This is a genomic window from Sandarakinorhabdus cyanobacteriorum (genome assembly GCF_002251755.1).
GTDB lineage: Bacteria > Pseudomonadota > Alphaproteobacteria > Sphingomonadales > Sphingomonadaceae > Sandarakinorhabdus > Sandarakinorhabdus cyanobacteriorum.
The window spans coordinates 1-1818 of sequence record NZ_NOXT01000003.1; the positions used below are offsets into that span (position 1 = coordinate 1).

Consider the following 1818-nt stretch of genomic DNA (forward strand, 5'->3'; position numbering starts at 1 on the left):
TGATCGTCGCGTAGTTCTCACCTTGATCGTCGCGCTACACGTTAGCGCCAAAGCCGTGAAAGCGGCCAACAAACCGGCCAATTTACAGGCCAAAGCCATCACCTGTAAGTTACCAAGCTTTTCATATACAGTCAAAAATCAGGGAGCATGATTCGGCCATTCAAGCGGCCAGATAGAGAGCACGTGACCGTAGCTGACGACAATGAGAGCCTTGGCCTCTTCGAGCCCTTGATGGTGGCCGAAGCTGCGCTCGTGCGCCAGCCTCTCAACGATCTTGCTCTCGAACTTGCGGAGAAGTCCGCTGCCTTCCGATCAAGCCTTCCGGCGCCCATTGCCGACGCCCTGGCGCAGTTGGTGCGGTCCATGAACTGCTACTACAGCAACCTAATCGAAGGTCACGACACGCACCCGATCGATATCGAGCGGGCTCTTACCAGGGATTACAGCGCTGACCCGAAGAAGCGCGACCTGCAGCTGGAGGCTGTCGCGCACATTGCGGTGCAACGCTGGATTGACGAAGGTGGTATGGCTGAACCGCCAACGTCGCCGGTGATGATCCGTGAGGTGCACCGCCGGTTCTGTGAACTGCTGCCGCCGGATCTCCTCGCGGTTGAGAACCCGGAAACGGGTGTCAGGATGCCCGTTGTCCCCGGCGACTACAGGAGCACCTATGTCCAGGTTGGCCGGCACGTGGCCGTGAGCCCCGGCGCGGTTCCGCGGTTCCTGACGCGCATGCACCAAGCTTATTCGCGGGGCGGACGAACCGAACGGATCCTTGCTGCCGCCTGCGCTCATCATCGGCTGCTTTGGGTGCACCCCTTTGCCGATGGCAATGGCCGCGTCGCACGGTTGATGTCCTATGCCATGCTTCGGGAGGCGCTGGACACGCGCGGCCTGTGGTCAGTCGCCCGCGGCCTGGCGCGCGATGTGAAGCGCTACAAGGCTCATCTCGAAGCATGTGATGCTCCCCGGCAAGGGGACAGGGATGGTCGCGGCAGCCTCAGCGAGGCCAATCTTGCGGCCTTCGTTGAATTCTTCCTGCGCACCTGCATCGACCAGGTCAATTTCATGGCCGGGTTGATGGCACCAGGGGCCTTGCGCGATCGCATCACGATCTGGGCGGAGGAAGAGATGCGCGCCGGGCGCTTGCCGGCCAGGTCAGATGCGGTACTGCGCGCGGTGCTCTACCAAGGGGTGTTGCAGCGAGGTGAGGTCGATGCGGTGCTGGGCATGAGTGAACGGGCGGCGCGGCGGGTCACATCAGCGCTGTTGGAATCCGGCGCGCTGACCTCCCAAAGCTCAAGGGCGCCGCTTTATCTGGCTTTCCCTGCACGATTGGCGGCGCGGTGGCTCCCCAATCTCTTCCCGGAAAAGACCGACGTCGCATCGCCGGGCGGTTCATAGCGTATGGACAAACGGAGAAGGTCGCAAACTGGCTGATATCCTTGCTCAGGTTCATTTACAGCCAGAACGCGATGGCAGCGGCGGAGTGACAAAGGCGCGTACGGTCTCTCCCGCTGCCACGGTTTCCACGAAGCGACCAAGACGCAGATTTGGTTCTGGGGTGGGGAGCAAGCAAGCATCATGCTGGGCCACCATTAATAAAGCAATTCTGCATCCGCTTAATTAACTGGCGGCCCTGTGTAAGCCGACTTACTCAGCAGCGATGTAGCCGTTGCAAATGTCCTTGGTTCAGCCTGGAGAGCATGACACTGCAGCTGCGAGCCGCCACGGCCGTGATATCTCTGAGTTGCGTCTACAAATAAGCCACTGATATATGTTCCCGCTATTTAGAGAAGTCACTTTCTCGCCCGGATA

General features: G+C 60.1%; 1 protein-coding gene. It reads left to right on the forward strand.

The window, feature by feature from the left end:
- The first annotated feature begins 183 nt into the window (after positions 1-183).
- Positions 184-1404, forward strand: a complete 1221-nt coding sequence (locus tag CHU93_RS00025) for a Fic family protein (protein ID WP_243374978.1) — start codon at positions 184-186, stop codon at positions 1402-1404.
- Positions 1405-1818 lie beyond the last annotated feature (414 nt).